General features: G+C 71.0%; 14 protein-coding genes and 2 rRNA genes. 9 read left to right on the plus strand and 7 right to left on the minus strand.

Annotated features, from left to right (window positions below):
* Window positions 1–209: ribosomal RNA gene (locus A3Q37_RS30545) — 23S ribosomal RNA — on the plus strand; the annotation flags it as partial.
* Window positions 210–287: 78 nt separating this feature from the next.
* Window positions 288–404: ribosomal RNA gene (gene rrf / locus A3Q37_RS30550) — 5S ribosomal RNA — on the plus strand.
* Window positions 405–523: 119 nt separating this feature from the next.
* Here the strand turns inward: rrf and A3Q37_RS30555 are convergent.
* The 5 genes from A3Q37_RS30555 to A3Q37_RS30575 are packed head-to-tail and all read right to left on the minus strand — an operon-like array spanning window position 524 to window position 6,022.
* Window positions 524–1,837, minus strand: a complete 1,314-nt coding sequence (locus A3Q37_RS30555; protein WP_065489529.1) for a DUF58 domain-containing protein — start codon at window positions 1,835–1,837, stop codon at window positions 524–526.
* Between the two features lie 10 nt (window positions 1,838–1,847).
* A complete protein-coding gene (locus A3Q37_RS30560; RefSeq protein ID WP_107471620.1) occupies window positions 1,848–2,819 on the minus strand; it encodes a MoxR family ATPase in 972 nt (323 codons plus the stop codon).
* 53 nt (window positions 2,820–2,872) lie between these two features.
* Window positions 2,873–4,123, minus strand: coding sequence for a DUF4350 domain-containing protein (locus A3Q37_RS30565; RefSeq protein WP_065489533.1), 1,251 nt, complete (start codon window positions 4,121–4,123; stop codon window positions 2,873–2,875).
* Complete coding sequence (locus A3Q37_RS30570; protein WP_065489535.1) at window positions 4,120–4,809, minus strand: DUF4129 domain-containing protein; 690 nt, start codon at window positions 4,807–4,809, stop codon at window positions 4,120–4,122. The genes A3Q37_RS30565 and A3Q37_RS30570 overlap by 4 nt, the downstream gene beginning before the upstream one ends.
* A 4-nt stretch (window positions 4,810–4,813) precedes the next feature.
* Window positions 4,814–6,022: a proline-rich domain-containing protein gene (locus A3Q37_RS30575; RefSeq protein WP_065489538.1), complete on the minus strand. Its 1,209-nt coding sequence runs from the start codon at window positions 6,020–6,022 to the stop codon at window positions 4,814–4,816.
* 140 nt (window positions 6,023–6,162) lie between these two features.
* Between A3Q37_RS30575 and mtnA the strand changes: the two genes are divergently transcribed.
* From mtnA to A3Q37_RS30610, 7 genes are all read left to right on the plus strand, one after another.
* Window positions 6,163–7,311 carry an S-methyl-5-thioribose-1-phosphate isomerase gene (gene mtnA, locus A3Q37_RS30580; protein ID WP_079138058.1) on the plus strand — a complete coding sequence of 383 codons (1,149 nt, stop codon included), beginning with the start codon at window positions 6,163–6,165 and terminating at the stop codon, window positions 7,309–7,311.
* Window positions 7,312–7,315: 4 nt separating this feature from the next.
* A complete protein-coding gene (mtrA, locus tag A3Q37_RS30585) occupies window positions 7,316–8,005 on the plus strand; it encodes a two-component system response regulator MtrA (protein WP_007448372.1) in 690 nt (229 codons plus the stop codon).
* 1 nt (window position 8,006) lies between these two features.
* Window positions 8,007–10,043, plus strand: coding sequence for an MtrAB system histidine kinase MtrB (gene mtrB / locus A3Q37_RS30590; RefSeq protein WP_065489543.1), 2,037 nt, complete (start codon window positions 8,007–8,009; stop codon window positions 10,041–10,043).
* Between the two features lie 28 nt (window positions 10,044–10,071).
* Window positions 10,072–11,907 carry an LpqB family beta-propeller domain-containing protein gene (locus A3Q37_RS30595; protein WP_065489545.1) on the plus strand — a complete coding sequence of 612 codons (1,836 nt, stop codon included), beginning with the start codon at window positions 10,072–10,074 and terminating at the stop codon, window positions 11,905–11,907.
* A gap of 64 nt (window positions 11,908–11,971) precedes the next feature.
* Window positions 11,972–12,790, plus strand: coding sequence for a ComF family protein (locus A3Q37_RS30600; protein WP_065489582.1), 819 nt, complete (start codon window positions 11,972–11,974; stop codon window positions 12,788–12,790).
* A 327-nt stretch (window positions 12,791–13,117) separates the two neighbouring features.
* Entirely contained in the window at window positions 13,118–13,807 is a 690-nt protein-coding gene (gene raiA, locus A3Q37_RS30605) for a ribosome hibernation-promoting factor, HPF/YfiA family (RefSeq protein ID WP_006124981.1), read from the plus strand.
* 183 nt (window positions 13,808–13,990) lie between these two features.
* Window positions 13,991–14,746 (plus strand): response regulator transcription factor, encoded by a 756-nt coding sequence (locus tag A3Q37_RS30610; RefSeq protein ID WP_006124980.1) that lies wholly within the window; start codon window positions 13,991–13,993, stop codon window positions 14,744–14,746.
* A gap of 21 nt (window positions 14,747–14,767) precedes the next feature.
* Here the strand turns inward: A3Q37_RS30610 and A3Q37_RS30615 are convergent, their stop codons facing one another.
* Both A3Q37_RS30615 and A3Q37_RS30620 read right to left on the minus strand, forming a co-directional pair.
* Window positions 14,768–15,955, minus strand: a complete 1,188-nt coding sequence (locus A3Q37_RS30615) for a winged helix-turn-helix domain-containing protein (protein ID WP_065489547.1) — start codon at window positions 15,953–15,955, stop codon at window positions 14,768–14,770.
* A 64-nt stretch (window positions 15,956–16,019) separates the two neighbouring features.
* Window positions 16,020–16,640: a GNAT family N-acetyltransferase gene (locus tag A3Q37_RS30620; RefSeq protein ID WP_065489549.1), complete on the minus strand. Its 621-nt coding sequence runs from the start codon at window positions 16,638–16,640 to the stop codon at window positions 16,020–16,022.
* Between the last annotated feature and the right edge of the window lie 34 nt (window positions 16,641–16,674).

The raw sequence follows: 16,674 nt of genomic DNA on the forward strand, positions 1-16,674 counted from the left end.
CAGTTGTTCTGCCAAGGGCATGGCTGGTTGGCTACGTTCGGAAAGGATAACCGCTGAAAGCATCTAAGCGGGAAGCCTGCTTCGAGATGAGTGTTCCCACCCCCGTGAGGGGTTAAGGCTCCCAGTAGACGACTGGGTTGATAGGCCAGATGTGGAAGCCCGGTAACGGGTGGAGCTGACTGGTACTAATAGGCCGAGGGCTTGTCCTCAGTTGCTCGCGTCCACTGTGTTAGTTCTGAAATAACGAACGGCCGTGTTTTTGTCCGGTGTTCACAGTTTCATAGTGTTTCGGTGGTCATTGCGTTAGGGAAACGCCCGGTTACATTCCGAACCCGGAAGCTAAGCCTTTCAGCGCCGATGGTACTGCAGGGGGGACCCTGTGGGAGAGTAGGACGCCGCCGAACAATCTTTGTGGGAAAGCCCCGCACCTTTTGGTGCGGGGCTTTTCTGCGTTCAGGGTGCGGAACCCCGGAACTGCGGCCGACGCACCCGCAGCCCCTTCCCCGGGCCGGCCGCAGATCCCTCAGAGACGACCTGCGGCCTTCAGCGCCAAGTACGCATCGGCCAGTGCGGGAGCGAGATGGTCCGGAGTGGCGTCCACGACGACGACGCCGTGGCGCCGAAGCCTGTCGGCCGTGCGGCGACGATCTGCCTGGGCCTGGCCGGCGGCTGCCGCGTCGTAGACCGAGTCCACTGTTCCCCGCGCGTTCGCCATGTCCTCGATCCGAGGGTCGGAGACCGCGGCCACGAGAACGGTGTGGCGCTGGGTGAGCTGAGGCAGTACCGGGAGAAGCCCCTCCTCGATGGGGGCGGCCTCCAGCGTCGTGAGGAGAACGATCAGCGAACCGCGCGGGGCGTCGGTGAGGGCGGCATTGCTCAGGCCGCGGGCGTCCGTCTCGATGAGCTCGGGTTCCAGCGTGGCCAGCGTGTTGATGACGGTGGCCAGGACATTGCCCGACGTCGTCCGGCCCTGGACACGGGCTCGGACCTGACGGTCGTAGGCGAGGAGGCTGACGCGGTCGCCTGCCCGCATGGCGAGCGCGGTGAGAAGGAGCGTGGCGTCCATCGAGGCGTCCAGGCGGGGGACATCGCCGACCCGCCCCGCCGACGTACGCCCGGTGTCGAGGACGAGCAGGATGTGGCGGTCACGCTCGGGGCGCCACGTCCGGACCGCTACGGCCGACTGGCGCGCGGTGGCCCGCCAGTCGATGGAGCGGGTGTCGTCCCCGGGAACATAAGCCCGTAGACTGTCGAACTCGGTGCCCTCACCGCGTGTCAGAACGCTGGTGCGGCCGTCCAGTTCCCGGAGCCGGGCGAGCCGGGAGGGCAGATGCTTGCGGCTCGTGAACGGCGGCAGGACCCGTACGGTCCAAGGGGCTCGGTGCTGACCCTGGCGTGCGGCCAGGCCGAGCGGGCCGTACGACCGGACCGTGATGCGTTCCGCCTGCCGGTCACCGCGACGGGTCGGGCGCAGAACGGTGACCAGGCGCCGCTGTTCCCCGGCAGGGATCGTCAGCGTGTGACGGGAAGAGCTGCGTTCGGTGCCCGAGGCCCAGCTGCTGAGGGGCCAGGCGTCCCGCAGCTGGGCGCGCAGACGCCGACGCGAGGTGTTGGTCACCGTCAGTTGCACTTCGGCCGCGTCACCGAGTCGAACAGTTGTATCGCCGGATCGGGTGAATCGAAGCGTGCGCACTGGCGCTGCCAGGGCGTAGTCGCACAGAATTGCCAGTGAGAGCGGTGCGTTGACCGCCAGCATCCCGGTCCAGCTGGGAGCGAGGATGCCTACGGGGAGTGACCCCAGGGCGGCCAGCAGCGCGGTACGTCCGGTGAGGGCCATGGTCACCGCCTCATCGGGGTACGGGGACATGGGCGAGCACTGAGGCGATGACGGAGTCGGGAGTGACTCCTTCCATTTCCGCCTCGGGCCGCAGTTGGATGCGATGACGGAGCGTGGGGAGCGCCAGGGCCTTCACATCGTCCGGGGTGACATAGTCCCGGCCGGTCAGCCAGGCCCAGGCGCGGGCGGTCGACAGTAGTGCGGTGGTACCTCGGGGGGAGACACCGAGGGCGAGCGAGGGGGAATCGCGCGTGGCACGGCAGATATCCACGACATAGCCGGCGATCTCGGGGGAGACGGTCGTCTTCGCGACGGCTTCGCGAGCTGCTTCCAGATCGGCGGGCCCGGCGACGGGCTGTATTCCGGCGGCCTTCAGGTCGCGGGGGTTGAAGCCGTCGGCGTGACGGGTGAGGACGTCGATCTCGTCCTGTCGTGAGGGCAGCGGAACCGTCAGTTTGAGCAGGAAACGGTCCAGTTGGGCTTCGGGAAGGGGGTAGGTGCCTTCGTACTCGACGGGGTTCTGGGTCGCGGCGACGAGGAACGGTTCGGGCAGTGGACGCGGAGTTCCGTCGACGGTGACCTGCCGCTCCTCCATCGCTTCGAGAAGGGAGGACTGGGTCTTGGGAGGGGTGCGGTTGATCTCGTCGGCGATCAGCAGGTTGGTGAAGACCGGGCCGGGCTGGAAGGAGAACTCGGCGGTGCGTGCGTCGTAGACCAGTGAACCCGTGACGTCGCTGGGCATCAGGTCGGGGGTGAACTGGACCCGCTTGGTGTCGAGTTCGAGGGAAGCGGCGAGTGCACGGACCAGCAGGGTCTTGGCCACTCCGGGCACGCCCTCGAGGAGTACGTGACCTCGGCAGAGCAGCGCGACGACGAGTCCCGTGACAGCGGGGTCCTGCCCGACCACGGCCTTGGCGATCTCGGAGCGCAGAGCCTCCAAGGAGGCGCGGGCGCTGTCGGACGGCTCCGGTTCCGCGGGCATCACGGGGGCTGCCGCAGGCGCCGTGGGCTCGGCCGGCTCGGGGGTCGGGGCGCTCATGAAGTGCGTACCTCTCTTTCGAGGGCGCCGAGTTGATCGGCGAGGAGGACCAGGGCGGCGTCGGTGGAGGGAGCCGTGCCGAACAGCAGGGTGCTGAGGTCGTGGTCCGGGGCGGTGACGCGTGCGGACACGGCGGGGAGGAGGACATCGGGGGTGTGCGCGTCGCGTGCGGGCACACCGGCGAGCGGGGCGAGGCGTGTGCGGCTGGCGGCTCGGAGGGCGTCGGCGGCCCGGTCGCGGGCGTTGGCCTTGCGGTAGAGGAGTGAGCGGCCTTCGGCGGATTCGGATGCGCGGATGGCCACCGGCAGTCGTTCTGTCACCAGGGGGCCGAGTCGGCGGGCCCGCCAGACGGCGGCGAGGACTGCGGCGAGGGCGAGTTGGAGCGTTCCCCACAGCCAGCCGGAGGGGATGAGGTCGAGGAAGCTGCTCTCGTCGGCCGCGTCCTCCCTCGCTCCGCCCTCCGACTGTTCTTCGTCCCCGTCGCCGGGGGCGCCGTCATCGGTTGTTGCGGATGGATCGCTGAGAGAGGGGAGGTACCAGACGAGATGGGGACGGGAACCGAGGAGTTGCAGGGCGAGCGAGGCGTTGCCCTGCTTGTCGAGACGTTCGTTGTGGAGGATGCCGGGGGAGCCGAGGACGACGGTGTCGCCGCCCGCTCCGGTCGGCAGGACGACCAGGCTGGGGAGGCCTGCGCTCGGGTAGCAGGCGACGGCGGAGGGGCCCTGCGTCGTGTAGCGGGTGCCGCCCATGTCCGCTGTGCCGGCCCGCCGGGCGGCGGGGAGTTCGCACGCCGGGGCGAGAGCACTGACGGCCCGGTGGGATTCGGCGTGGATGCCGGGGGCGAGCCGGGGTGTGGCTCCCGGCCCCGGGGCGACCAGCAGGGTGCGCCCTCCGGAGGCGGAGGCCGCGTCGTCCAGCCGGAGCTGCTGCGACCGGGTCAGGAGGTTGGGGCCGGTGACCAGGAGCGTGGTGTCGGGGCCGGTCGCGGCGGTGGCCTCGTCGAGCGTGGTGGCGACGGTGACGGATATGCCGCGAGCCTTGAGGAGTTCGGCCACGGCACGGCTGCCCTTGGGGTCCGCGGAGCGGGGGTCGAGCTGCCCGTGGTTCGTGCCGGAGCGTACGGCGGCGAATGTGATGCCGGCGACGACGAGGATGAGGACGACGGCCAGGATGCCTCGGGCGCGGGTCCAGACCTGGCCGGGGGTGGGCGCGGTCGAGGTGGACGAAGGGGTGGTCGCCGCGGTCATCCGGTGGCTCCTCGGGAGGTTCCGGGCAGGAGCGGCTTCGCCTCGTCGAGTTCGAGGTCAAGGGTGCGCAGGGACAGGTATGCCGACCGGTTCGCGGCGCGGCCTCCGTATGTCACGTCGTCGAAGGTCCGGGCGGCGGCGCGCAGCCGGGCCGTGTGCTCGGGGAGAGTGCGGCCCGCTTCGGCCGCGGCTTCGTCCGCGGTGCGGCCGGGGCGGGGGTCGAGCAGAGCCCGCTCCTCCAGGGAGCGGACGATGGCGCGCATGCGTTCCTGGACGGCTTCGGTCCAGCGCAGGGCCGCGGCGTGGGCCTCGGCGGCGGCGCGGTGCTGGGCCGCGCTGCGGGGGCCGGCGCTGTCGAAGAGGGCGTCCGCGCTCCGGGAGGAGCGTTGCGGGGTGCCGAGCCGCCACCAGAGGGCGGCGGCGAGACCGATGACGATGACGACCAGGACGGCGAGTCCGGCCGGGCCGCCGGGGGCAGCCCCCGCGGCGGCGTCGAACACTCCGGCGACCCAGTCCCAGAACTGGTTCAGGGCACGCTGGACGAAGTTCGGGTCGTTCTCGTGGTACATCGGTTTGGACAGTTCGCTCTCGGCCGCCTCCCGTGCGGGGAGACGTGGTGTGTCCACGGGTATGTCGCCCGCTGCGATGTCCTGCCGTGCTGTGGTGGTGCCCCCCGCCCCCGACACCGCATCAGCTCCTGGGTGTGTTGTCGCCGTAGCCGGGCAGGCCGGCGGCTCGTGCGAGGTCGAGGTCCAGGGCTTCGCGGCGGATGCGCTGGTCCATGTAGAGGAGGGCCATCACGCCGGCGACGAAGGGGTAGATCAACGTCGAGACGATCACTTCGCCGATGCCGGTGACGATCAGGAAGGGCCAGCCGACGGAGGGGGCGGTACCGCCGAAGAGGTCGTTGACCTCGGTTCCGTCGGCGACCACCGCGATGGCGGTGAACGGGATGGAGACGAGGAAGGTCAGCAGGAAGGTCAGCAGATAGGTCAGGGCGAGGATTCCAAAGGTTCGCCACCAGGCGCCCCGGACCAGCTTCGCCGACCTGCGCAGCGCGGCCACGATGCTCTGCCGTTCCAGCATCAGTGCGGGGGCGGCGAGGGCGAAGCTCACGTTCAGCCAGAGCATCACGACGCAGGCGGCGGCGAAACCGAGGAAGGCGAGGGCCGCTCCGGCCTCGGAGCCCAGCAGCAGGCCGGGGCCGATGCCCACGGTCATGATGGCGGCCATGATCACGGCGACCAGCACGGTCAGCCCGAGCAGGGGGAGGACGCGGGGGCGGGCCTCGGCCCAGGAGTCGGCGAGTGTGGTGGGGCGGCCCAGTACGGAGCGGCTGATGATCACGGTGACGACCGACGCGGTGAAGAGCGTGGCGATCATCGAGAGGACGGAGGCGGGGGCCAGGGAGATCAGCGTCGAGCGGGCCGAGTCGGCGGTCTGACGCAGGGCCTCGGCGCCGGTGGCGTTCGGGTCGATGGAGGTCGGTTCCGGCAGCAGATAGCGCTGCATGAGGATGACGGCGATCTGGGTGACCACGGAGACCGCGAGGCTGAAGCCGAGGGCGGTACGCCAGTGGGCGCGCAGGGCGGACACCGAGCCGTCGAGGATTTCGCCGAGGCTCAGCGGTCGCAGCGGGATGACGCCGGGCTTCGCGGCCGGGGGCGGTCCTGCCCAGCCGCGCTGAGGGCCGCCGCCCCAGCCGGATGCGGGCGGCCGGGTTCCGGGGCCGCTGCCGGGGTTGCTCGGTGGGGACCACTGCCCGGGGGGCGGCTGCTCGGGGGACCACTGTCCCGTCGGGCCGCTTCCGTCCTGCGGGTCGGAGGGGCGGGGGATCGCCTTCTCCTTGCCGTCGGAGGGGGCAGATCCGGGCGACGCCCAGCCCGGAGAGTCGTTCATTCTCGCTCCTTCACCGTCCTGACCGCTCATCGGGGCGGCAGGTTGGCAGCCATCGTGCCACGCGCCGGTGCGGGGCGGACCAGCCGCTCCATCTCGTTCGCACCTTCATATGCGGGTGGCTCACCGGGCAGACTGGACAGATGGCTGATCAGGACGCGCAATCATCGGTGGGCTTCGAGCCTCCCGCGCTTTCCGTACTTCGCTGGGACGAGCCTCCGGAAGGTCCCGTGCTGGTGCTTCTCGACCAGACGCGGCTGCCCGCAGAGGAGGTCGAGCTGGTGTGCACCGATGTGCCCGCGCTGGTGCGGGCGATCCAGACGCTGGCGGTGCGCGGGGCTCCGCTGCTCGGGATCGCCGGGGGGTACGGGGTGGCGCTCGCGGCGGCGAGGGGCTTCGACGTCGCGGAGGCGGCGGGACTGCTGGAGGGGGCGCGGCCCACCGCGGTGAACCTCGGTTACGGGGTGCGGCGGGTGGCCGCGGCCTACTGGGCGGCCTCCGGGAAGGGGGAGGGGGAGGGGGACGAGGCGGCGGCCGCGGCGGCGCTGGCCGAGGCGCGGGCGCTGCACCGGGAGGATGCCCAGGCCAGCGGGCGTATGGCCGAGTACGGCGAGGCGCTGCTGGAGGAGCTGCTGCCGGGCCGGGCGTACCAGCTGCTGACCCACTGCAACACCGGGGCGCTGGTCTCGGGGGGTGAGGGGACGGCGTTCGCGGTGGCGTTGCGGGTGCACCGGCAGGGGCGGCTGCGGCGGCTGTGGGTGGACGAGACGCGGCCGCTGCTCCAGGGGGCGCGGCTGACCGCGTACGAGGCGGCGAGGAACGGGCTGGCGTACAGCCTGCTCACGGACAACGCGGCGGGGTCACTGTTCGCGGCGGGGGAGGTCGACGCGGTGCTCATAGGCGCCGACCGCATCGCCGCAGACGGCTCGGTGGCCAACAAGGTGGGGAGCTATCCGCTGGCCGTGCTCGCGAAGTATCACCATGTGCCCTTCATCGTGGTGGCGCCGACGACGACCGTGGATCTGGAGACCCCGGACGGCACATCGATCATCGTCGAGCAGCGTTCCGGGAAAGAAGTGACGGAGCTCACATCGTCGCAGGGTGTATCGGCCGGCGGCGGAGGCGGGATCGTCGTCGCACCCCTCGGAGCCCCGGCGTACAACCCGGCCTTCGACGTCACACCGCCGGAACTGATCACGGCGATCGTCACCGAGGAGGGCGCGATTTCCCCGGTCACGGGGGTCGGACTGGCCGAGCTGTGTGCCAGGTCATCGCAGGTAACGATTGGCTAATGGGATGATGTCGATTATGAAGGGACGCGTCCTTGTCGTCGACGACGACACCGCACTGGCCGAGATGCTCGGGATTGTGCTGCGTGGAGAAGGTTTCGAGCCGTCGTTCGTAGCGGACGGCGACAAGGCACTGGCCGCATTTCGTGAGGCCAAGCCGGACCTGGTGCTGCTGGATCTCATGCTGCCCGGTAGGGACGGCATCGAGGTGTGCAGGCTGATCAGGGCCGAGTCCGGTGTGCCGATCGTCATGCTCACTGCCAAGAGCGACACCGTCGATGTCGTGGTCGGCCTGGAATCAGGGGCCGACGACTACATCGTCAAGCCGTTCAAACCGAAGGAGTTGGTCGCCCGGATCAGGGCACGTCTGCGGCGGTCGGAAGAGCCCGCGCCGGAGCAGCTGACCATCGGTGACCTGGTCATCGACGTGGCCGGCCACTCCGTGAAGCGGGAGGGGCAGTCGATCGCCCTGACTCCGCTGGAGTTCGACCTGCTGGTCGCGCTCGCCCGTAAGCCGTGGCAGGTCTTCACCCGTGAGGTCCTGCTGGAGCAGGTGTGGGGTTACCGCCACGCGGCCGACACCCGCCTGGTGAATGTTCATGTCCAGCGTCTGCGTTCCAAGGTCGAGAAGGACCCGGAACGGCCGGAGATCGTGGTGACGGTCCGAGGCGTCGGCTACAAGGCCGGACCGAGCTGAGATGTCCCGAGGCAGTGCTGCTCCGGGGCCCGGCGAGCCGGGAGTCCGTACGGAGCGGGCTGCCGGCCCGGGACGGAAGGCGTCACGTATGAGCCGTTTCCTGCATGGCGGCCGGTTGTTCGAGGACCGGACGCCCGGCGGGCCCGTACCGCGGTTGCTGATGCGGTGGGTGCGCCGTCCGTTGCTGCCCGCCGTCCGGTTGTGGCGGCGCAACCTCCAGCTCCGCGTGGTCGCGGGCACCCTCCTGATGTCGATCGGGGTCGTGCTGCTGCTCGGCTTCGTCGTCATCGGCCAGGTGCGCAACGGCCTGCTCGACGCCAAGGGCAAGGCCGCCCAGACCCAGGCCGCCGGTGGTTTCGCCGCGGCCCAGGAGAAGGCGAACGCCCCTCTCGCCCCCGGTGGGCAGGGGAGCGGCGGTGCCGACGGTATGACCGGCAGCACTTCCTGGCGTACCGAGCTCGTCGACCAGCTCGCCAGCGGCGGCAAGAACGCCTTCAACGTGGTGGCGCTCAGTGTGGACTCGGTGACCGAGGGCGCGAGCAGCCGTGCCGCGCGCGGTTCCGGCAGCGTCGAGGCGTCCAGCGTGCCCGAGCGTCTGCGGCAGAACGTGAGCAAGGGGCAGGGCGCCTACCAGACGTACTCGCTGATCCAGTACTCGTACGGCAACGAGTCGCAGCCGGGGCTCGTCGTCGGCAAGCGGCTCTACGACATCGATCAGCAGCCCTACGAGCTGTACTACCTCTTCCCGCTCACGCAGGAGGAGAAGTCCCTGACCCTGGTCAAGACGACCCTGGCGACCGCCGGACTGTTCGTCGTCGTGCTGCTCGGCGCCATCGCCTGGTTCGTGGTGCGGCAGGTCGTCACACCGGTACGGATGGCGGCCGGCATCGCCGAGCGCCTCTCCGCGGGCAAGCTCCAGGAGCGGATGAAGGTCACCGGCGAGGACGACATCGCCCGGCTCGGTGAAGCGTTCAACAAGATGGCCCAGAACCTCCAGCTGAAGATCCAGCAGCTGGAGGAGCTCTCCCGGATGCAGCGGCGCTTCGTCTCCGACGTCTCGCACGAGCTGCGGACCCCCCTCACGACCGTGCGGATGGCCGCCGATGTCATCCACGAGGCCCGCGCCGACTTCGACCCCGTCACCGCACGCTCCGCCGAGCTGCTGGGCGACCAGCTCGACCGGTTCGAGTCGCTGCTCGCCGATCTGCTGGAGATCAGCCGCTTCGACGCGGGCGCCGCGGCCCTGGAGGCCGAGCCGATAGACCTGCGGACCGTGGTGCACCGGGTGATCGGCGGCGCCGAGCCGCTCGCCGAGCGCAAGGGCACCCGGATCCTGGTCGTCGGCGACGACCAGCCGGTGATCGCCGAGGCCGATGCCCGCCGTGTCGAACGCGTCCTGCGGAACCTCGTGGTCAATGCCGTCGAGCACGGCGAGGGCCGGGACGTCGTGGTGCGGATGGGCGCGGCACAGGGCGCGGTCGCCGTAGCCGTCCGGGACTACGGGGTCGGGCTCAAGCCCGGCGAGGCGACCCGCGTCTTCAACCGGTTCTGGCGTGCCGACCCGGCACGGGCCCGGACGACCGGCGGGACCGGCCTCGGCTTGTCCATCGCGGTCGAGGACGCCCGGCTGCACGGCGGCTGGCTCCAGGCCTGGGGCGAGCCCGGTGGCGGCTCCCAGTTCCGGCTGACCCTGCCGCGTACGGCGGACGAGCCGCTGCGCGGTTCGCCGATACCGCTGGAGCCCGAGGACTCACGGCGCAACCGGGAGGACCGGGAGCGCGACGGGGCCGGTTCGGGCCCGTCGGGCGACCACCGGCTGATGTCCGTGCCGCCCCAGCCCGGCGCGGGCGGGCGTTCGCCGCTGCCCGTGCCCGGTCGCGGCCCCGCCCTCCGTAACGCCGCGCCCTCGTCGGTGCACCCCGCCGCGCTGCCCGGCAACGGAGCACGAGTCGTGGCGCGCCAGGCCCCGGAACGTCCCGGTGGCCTGGGCAACGGCGTACAGAATTCCGACCGGGAGGACACCACTCGTGGGTACTGACCGCCGTCCGGGCGGCCATGGACGGGCGGTGCGGATATCCGCGCTGCTGGGCTGCGGCGTCGTCGTGCTGGCCGGCTGCGGCTCGATGCCGGTGACCGGCGACGTCAAGGCGGTCGACGCCTCGCAGCCCGGGGACTCCCAGGTGCAGGTGTACGCGGTGGCGCCCCGGGAAGGCGCGCCGCCCAGCGAGATCGTCGACGGCTTCCTGGAGTCGATGACCAGTGACGATCCCGCGTTCGCGACCACCCGGAAATACCTGAGCGCGGACGCCCGGCGCACCTGGCAGCCGGGCGGGACCACCACGGTGCTGGCCCAGGCCCCCAACCGCAGCGGCCCCCTGCTCCACGACGAGGACAACCGGGCCACCCGGGACCGGGAGACGACCTACACGCTGACCGGCGAGAAGGTCGCGACGGTCGACGCTCAGAGCTCCTACCAGCCGCTCGCGCCCACCTCCTACTCCCAGACCCTGCACCTGGTGCTGGAACAGGTGGCGGAGGGGAAGAAGGAGTGGCGCATCGACATCGTGCCGGACGGCCTGGTCCTCGGGCAGTCCGACTTCAAGCGGCTCTACCGCTCCGTGAACAAGTACTACTACGCCACCGGGGGCACGAACGGCCGGTCGACGCTCGTCGCCGACCCCGTCTACGTACGCAACCGTACGGATCCCGTCACGCGCATGGACACCGCGACGCAGACCGTCAGGACGCTGCTGGCCGGGCCGACGAACTGGCTGCGGCCCGTGGTCGATTCCCGGTTCCCGACGGGCACCGCCCTGCGCAAGGGCGTCACCGCGCTGGCGCCGGACGATCAGAACGTCCTGAAGGTGCCGCTCAACCAGAAGGCCGACACGGCGGGCAGGAGCGCCTGCCGGATGATGGCCGCCCAGGTGCTGTTCACGCTCCGCGATCTGAGCTCGGCGCGGGTCGAGCGGGTGGAGCTGGAGGGCGGCGAGGGCCGGCTCTGCGCGCTGGACGCCGACGAGGCGTCGGAGTTCTCCGCCGACCGCGGCTCCGAAGGGGCCGACAGCCAGTACTTCATCAACGACAAGGGCCAGGTCGAGCGGATTCTCGGCGCCACCGACGGCGGCGGGACGCCCGAGCCCGTCGTCGGTCCGCTGGGAGCGGGCACCGTCCCGATGGGATCGGTCGGGGTGGCCCGGGACGAGGAGCGGGCCGCCGCGGTCTCCTCCAAGGGGCAGCATCTCTACGTGTCCTCCCTGGAGACGGACAGCGAGCTGGCCGAGCCCCTCGTCACCAGCGGGGCGAAGAAGGCCGCCGACCGGCTGTCGCCCCCGAGCTGGGACGGCCGCGGCGATCTGTGGGTCGCCGACCGTGATCCGGCGGGACCCAGGCTGCTGCGGCTGGCCGGGGGTACGGGCGAGCCGCAGGAGGTCCGGGTGCCCGGCCTCGACGGCGCCCGGATCGAGGAGCTCCGGATGTCCGCGGACGGTGTTCGGATCGCCCTGCTGCTGACGAAGGACGGCCGTACGACGCTGAACATCGGCCGGGTCGAGCGCCGGGGGTCCACCGTGGCGCCCGAGATCTCGGTCGAGGACCTGCGCCAGGCCGCACCGCAGCTCACGGACGTCACGGCCATCTCCTGGTCGGGACGCAGCCGTCTGGTGGTGGTCGGCAAGGAGGAGGGCGGCGTCCAGCAAGTGCGTTACGTGCAGGCCGACGGGTCCACGTCCGCCTCGGGGGCGCTCCCCGGGGTGAACCAGGTCCAGTCGGTCGCCGCGGCGGACGACGAACAGCTTCCGCTGATGGCGGAGACCGTCGGCGACGGGATCGTGAAGCTCTCGCCGGGCGACAACTGGCAGACGGTCCTCAAGAAGGGCAAGGCGTTGGTCTACCCCGGCTGATCCGGGAGTTCCGGGGTCTTCCACAGGGGTGGTCCGGTTCCGGTGGGCGCGGCACAGTGAGGTCATGCGGAACGTGTGGCAGGAGCTGTCCGGTCTGCTTCTGCCGGTGGCCTGCGCCGGCTGCGGCAGGCCGCGCACCGAGCTGTGCGTGGCCTGCCGGGCCGCGCTGCTCGGCGGACCCGCCCGCCGGGTCCGCCCCTCGCCCGGGCCGCCGGGACTTCCGGCGGTCTATGCGGCCGCGCCGTACGAGAACGCCGTACGCGCGGTTCTGCTGGCCCACAAGGAGCGCGGGGCACTCGGGCTGGCGGGGGTGCTCGGACGCGCCCTGGCGGGGTGTGTACGGGCCGGGACGGGGCAGCTGGGCGGTGCGGAGCCCCGGCCGGGACGTGCGGGAACGCCGGGCGGTGCGGCGAGGCCCGGCGGGGCAGGCTTCCCGGGAGCTGCGGCGCCTCTGCTTCTGGTCCCCGTGCCCTCCGCGCGTTCCGCGACCGCTGCCCGCGGCCATGACCCGGTGAGCAGGATCGCCGCCACGGCCGCGCGGGAGCTGCGGCGCGCGGGTCTGCCGGCCCGGGTGCTTCCCGTGCTCCGGCAGCGGCGCGCGGTCGCCGACCAGTCGGGGCTCGGGGCGCGGCAGCGGCGGGTGAACGTGGCCGGCGCGCTGGAGCTCACGGCGGCGGGGGAACGGCTCCTCCGGCGCGGACTTCTCCGTCACGACCGGGTGATCCTGGTCGACGATCTGTTGACGACGGGATCGACGCTGGCGGAGGCGGCACGGGCCCTCGGAGAGGGGCACGGCACCGATCGGGAGCCTCCCGTGCACGGAGGGTGCCGGGCGGCGGTCGTCGCAGCCTCTCCCTCCGCCTTCGAAATGAACCGGAACTGACCGAGAATCTGCATCGTTGCAGGTAATGAGAGGCCAATACCCCCTGAATGGAGGTACGTGCCAGTAGCGGGTGCCGAGACCCTGGTGCGCAGGCTATGTTCGGTTGTGAGGAACGGTGAATGCCGGACCTCGATGAATGCACCATGAGGTTTCGGGCAGGTAACTCACCGGTAGGAGAAGCACGCAAAGTCGGTGGGGTTGCGACCCCTCCGGCGGGGGAGGAGGAGGCGAAAGCCACCGAGTCCGAGGCCCTGGGGATCTCCGGGGCCTGGTGCAAAAGGGAGATGCTCCGCCATCGAGCGGGGCGATCCGGGAACGGAGTTCTGCGTGGACATCGTCGTCAAGGGCCGCAAGACCGAGGTGCCCGAGCGGTTCCGCAAGCACGTGGCCGAGAAGCTGAAGCTGGACAAGATCCAGAAGTTCGACGGCAAGGTGATCAGCCTCGACGTCGAGGTGTCCAAGGAGCCGAATCCCCGTCAGGCCGACCGTTCCGACCGGGTGGAGATCACGCTCCGCTCCAGGGGACCGGTCATCCGGGCGGAAGCGGCGGCGGGCGACCCTTACGCAGCGCTCGACCTGGCCACCGGAAAGCTGGAGGCCCGGCTGCGCAAGCAGCACGACAAGCGCTACAGCCGCCGTGGCAACGGCCGTCTGTCGGCTGCCGAGGTCGGGGACGTCGTCCCCGGCGTAGCTTCGTTCGACGAGGACGGTGAGCTGGTCGGCGACCAGTCGCCGGCGCCCGTCCCCACCACGAAGATCGGCTCGCTCGAAGTACAGGGCGAAGGGCCGCTCGTGATGCGCGAGAAGACCCACACCGCCGCACCGATGTCGCTCGACCAGGCGCTCTACGAGATGGAACTGGTCGGCCACGACTTCTACTTGTTCGTCGACTCCGAGACGAAGGAGCCCAGCGTCGTCTACCGGCGACACGCCTACGACTACGGCGTCATCCACCTGAGGACCGACCCGCTCGCCGCGGACGAGGCAGGCGGCGCGGGCGGTGCGCTCGGCGGCTGAGGCCACATCGCGCGGGTGCCCCCGGGGCGTTTTTACGCCACCGGGGGCACCCGCGCACGGGCACAGGACCACCGTGCCGGGGTCGGGGCATGGAATCATGGCGGACCGAGCCAACCGGTGTTCCGTGAGGTGCCGTTGGCGAACGACCGACACTTCAGGCCGTGGCCTTCAGGGGGAGGAACGATGGCGGACACCTTCGGGCCCGTGCGTGATGCGAACGACTCCGACGACGACACCGGTGCGTACACCGGCGCGGACGCGGACGGCGCTGCACGCAAGGAGCCCATCAGGGTCCTCGTGGTCGATGACCACGCGCTCTTCCGCAGGGGTCTGGAGATCGTCCTCGCGCAGGAGGAGGACATCCAGGTCATCGGCGAGGCCGGGGACGGATCCGAGGCGGTCGACAAGGCTGCCGATCTGCTGCCCGACATCGTTCTGATGGATGTCCGGATGCCCAAGCGCGGCGGCATCGAGGCCTGCACCGCCATCAAGGAGGTGGCTCCCAGCGCGAAGATCATCATGCTGACGATCAGCGACGAGGAGGCCGACCTCTACGAGGCGATCAAGGCGGGCGCGACCGGATATCTCCTCAAGGAGATCTCCACCGACGAGGTCGCCACGGCCATTCGCGCGGTCGCCGACGGCCAGTCCCAGATCAGCCCCTCCATGGCCTCCAAGCTGCTCACCGAGTTCAAATCGATGATCCAGCGCACCGACGAGCGGCGGCTCGTCCCGGCGCCCCGGCTCACCGAACGCGAGCTGGAGGTGCTGAAACTCGTGGCGACCGGCATGAACAACCGGGATATCGCCAAGGAGTTGTTCATTTCCGAGAACACGGTGAAGAACCACGTCCGCAATATCCTGGAGAAACTCCAGCTGCACTCCCGGATGGAAGCCGTGGTCTATGCCATGCGCGAGAAGATCCTGGAGATCCGGTAGCCGGCAGGGGCAGACAGCCGGTCAGCGACCGGCGCGCCGGAACGCGTGGCCGATCTCCGTCCGGAGCGGCTCGCGCAGCTCCGGCGCGTCCACCCGGTCCACCCGGATGTCCGTGCAGCCCACCCAGGCCGCCGCCTCCACCAGCGCCTCGGCCATCGGGGCCACCGCCTTCGGGCCGGCCAATGAGGCCTGCTTGGCGACCAGTGTGGTGCCCTCGCGCGCCGGATCGACCCGGCCCTGGAGCTTCCCGCCCGCCAGCAACGGCATCGCGAAATAACCGTGGATCCGCTTCTGCTTGGGCACATAGGCCTCCAGCCGATGCGTGAAGTCGAAGATCCGCTCCGTGCGCGCCCGCTCCCAGATCAGGGAGTCGAACGGCGACAGCAGCGTCGTACGGTGGCGGCCGCGCGGCTCCTTGGCAAGGGCCTCCGGATCCGCCCAGGCGGGCTTCGTCCAGCCCTCCACCACGACCGGGACCAGCCCCGAGTCCGCCACCACGGCGTCGAACTCCTCGCCCTTCAGCCGGTGGTAGTCCGCGATGTCGCTACGGGTGCCGACGCCCAGGGACCGGCCCGCCAGCGCGACCAGCCGCCGCCGGCACTCGGCGTCGCTCAGCTCGTCGTGCAGCAGGGCGTCCGGAACGGCCCGCTCGGCCAGGTCGTAGACCCGCTTCCAGCCGCGCCGCTCGGTGCACACCACCTCGCCGTACATCAGGGCCCGCTCGACGGCGACCTTGGACGCCGACCAGTCCCACCACTCGCCGCCGTTCTTCGCGCCGCCCAGCTCGGTGGCCGTCAGCGGGCCCTCGTCGCGCAGTTGCTTGATCACGGTGTCGTACACGCCGTCGGGCAGATCGTGGTGCCAGTGCGGGCGGGAGCGGTAGGCGCGGCGGCGGAACGCGAAGTGCGGCCATTCCTCGACGGGCAGGATGCACGCGGCGTGCGACCAGTACTCGAAGGTGCGGCCGCCCGACCAGTAGGCGTCCTCCACCGTCCGGCGGCCCACCGAGCCGAGCCGGGCGTAAGGGATCAGCTCGTGCGAACGGGCCAGCACCGAGATCGTGTCCAGCTGGACCGCGCCGAGGTGGCGCAGCACCCCCGGCACCCCTGCCCGGCGGTCCGGAGCCCCCAGGAAGCCCTGGGCGCGCAGGGCTATGCGGCGGGCCTGGTCGGCGGAGAGTTCGACTGCGGGAGGAGGCACAGGCGTCATACGTCGAACCCTAGACGCCACCACTGACAGTCCCGCCCCGCGATCCGCCCGCCTATCACGGAGGTCAGACGGGCCGGCGTACGGAATCGGGGGCTCCGTCGGGCCGGGGCGCGTGCCGCCCGGGGACGTACGGGTGGGTGCCCGCGAGCCCGAGGTCGGACGGGAGCAGGGCCGCCGTCCAGGCGTCACGCCGCACGCCTTTGTTGAGCAGCCCGGACCGCTGCTCGCCCTCCAGCCGGAACCCCGCCCGCAGGGCGACGGCCCGCGAGGCCAGATTGCCGATCTCGGCCCGCCACTCCAGCCGGTCCGCCCCGAGCGAGGCGAAGGCCCAGCGGGCGGAGCCGAGGACCGCCTCGGTGACATAGCCGTTGCCGCGGTGCTCCTTGGTGGACCAGTAGCCCACCTCGTACGTCCCCGGATGGCTGCGGCGGTCGATGCCGAGTGCCCCCACGAGCGTCCCGTCCTCCCGCAGAGTCAGGGCGAAGCCGTACGCGGAGTCGTCCTGCCAGCCCGCCGGGGCCAGCTTCGTGGTGAACAGCTCCGCGTCGGTGAGGCGGTACGGGGAGGGGATCACCGTCCAGCGCTGGATGTCCGGGTCCTGACAGGCGGCGTGCACCCGGTGCGTGTCCTGCGGGCCGAAAGGCCGCAGGACCAGGCGTTCCGTGGTGAGGGTGATCGGCTCCATGGGCCGATTCTCGTGAGCCCGCCGCCTCGATGCG

This window comes from Streptomyces sp. PTY087I2, from assembly GCF_001687325.1.
Classification (GTDB): Bacteria; Actinomycetota; Actinomycetes; order Streptomycetales; family Streptomycetaceae; genus Streptomyces.

Excerpts from the sequence above, each read along its gene's own strand:
- A3Q37_RS30575 (WP_065489538.1), bottom strand. The coding sequence starts at position 6,022 with ATGAACGACTCTCCGGGCTGGGCGTCGCCCGGATCTGCCCCCTCCGAC.
- mtrB (WP_065489543.1), top strand. The coding sequence starts at position 8,007 with ATGTCCCGAGGCAGTGCTGCTCCGGGGCCCGGCGAGCCGGGAGTCCGT.
- A3Q37_RS30615 (WP_065489547.1), bottom strand. The coding sequence starts at position 15,955 with ATGACGCCTGTGCCTCCTCCCGCAGTCGAACTCTCCGCCGACCAGGCC.
- A3Q37_RS30565 (WP_065489533.1), bottom strand. The coding sequence starts at position 4,123 with ATGACCGCGGCGACCACCCCTTCGTCCACCTCGACCGCGCCCACCCCC.
- A3Q37_RS30560 (WP_107471620.1), bottom strand. The coding sequence starts at position 2,819 with ATGCCCGCGGAACCGGAGCCGTCCGACAGCGCCCGCGCCTCCTTGGAG.
- A3Q37_RS30610 (WP_006124980.1), top strand. The coding sequence starts at position 13,991 with ATGGCGGACACCTTCGGGCCCGTGCGTGATGCGAACGACTCCGACGAC.
- A3Q37_RS30555 (WP_065489529.1), bottom strand. The coding sequence starts at position 1,837 with ATGGCCCTCACCGGACGTACCGCGCTGCTGGCCGCCCTGGGGTCACTC.
- A3Q37_RS30600 (WP_065489582.1), top strand. The coding sequence starts at position 11,972 with ATGCGGAACGTGTGGCAGGAGCTGTCCGGTCTGCTTCTGCCGGTGGCC.
- A3Q37_RS30620 (WP_065489549.1), bottom strand. The coding sequence starts at position 16,640 with ATGGAGCCGATCACCCTCACCACGGAACGCCTGGTCCTGCGGCCTTTC.
- mtrA (WP_007448372.1), top strand. The coding sequence starts at position 7,316 with ATGATGTCGATTATGAAGGGACGCGTCCTTGTCGTCGACGACGACACC.
- mtnA (WP_079138058.1), top strand. The coding sequence starts at position 6,163 with ATGGCTGATCAGGACGCGCAATCATCGGTGGGCTTCGAGCCTCCCGCG.